This window comes from Clostridium sp. AF23-6LB, assembly GCF_003461085.1.
GTDB classification, from domain to species: domain Bacteria; phylum Bacillota; class Clostridia; order Lachnospirales; family Lachnospiraceae; genus Coprococcus; species Coprococcus ammoniilyticus.
In genome coordinates this window covers 3,371-3,785 of record NZ_QTWK01000004.1, presented here as the reverse complement: position 1 = coordinate 3,785, position 415 = coordinate 3,371, and the positions used below count along the sequence as shown (strand labels likewise).

2 tRNA genes and 1 rRNA gene are annotated in these 415 nt (G+C 51.8%); all 3 read left to right on the top strand.

Going from position 1 to position 415, the window contains the following annotated elements:
* Nucleotides 1–4: 4 nt before the first annotated feature.
* The 3 genes from rrf to DWY07_RS09560 all read left to right on the top strand — a co-directional run bounded on the left by rrf (nt 5) and on the right by DWY07_RS09560 (nt 329).
* Nucleotides 5–122 (top strand): 5S ribosomal RNA (gene rrf, locus DWY07_RS09570).
* A 56-nt stretch (nt 123–178) separates the two neighbouring features.
* Nucleotides 179–252: transfer RNA gene (locus tag DWY07_RS09565), tRNA-Ile, on the top strand.
* 4 nt (nt 253–256) lie between these two features.
* Nucleotides 257–329 (top strand) — tRNA-Ala (locus tag DWY07_RS09560).
* Nucleotides 330–415: the final 86 nt, after the last annotated feature.

The following is a 415-nucleotide window of genomic DNA, read 5'->3' as shown; positions in this document are numbered from 1 at the left end:
ATTTGCTGGTGGTGATGCGCTTATGGGAAACACCCGTACCCATCCCGAACACGACGGTTAAGACGTAAGCGGCCGATGGTACTGCACTGGAGACGGTGTGGGAGAGTAGGTGGCTGCCAGCTCCAAGTTTGATCAGAAATGGTCAAAGTGCTTATCAAGTGTAAGCAGAAAAAGAGATGGGCTTATAGCTCAGCTGGTTAGAGCGCACGCCTGATAAGCGTGAGGTCGATGGTTCGAGTCCATTTAAGCCCACTCTGGGGGTATAGCTCAGTTGGGAGAGCACCTGCCTTGCAAGCAGGGGGTCACGAGTTCGAATCTCGTTATCTCCACGAAAACATAGGACGAGCGTCCGGTGTTTGGAAAGCGGTTCACGAAGAACTTGTTCTTCGGTGAAACGATTGACAAACAGGAGGAC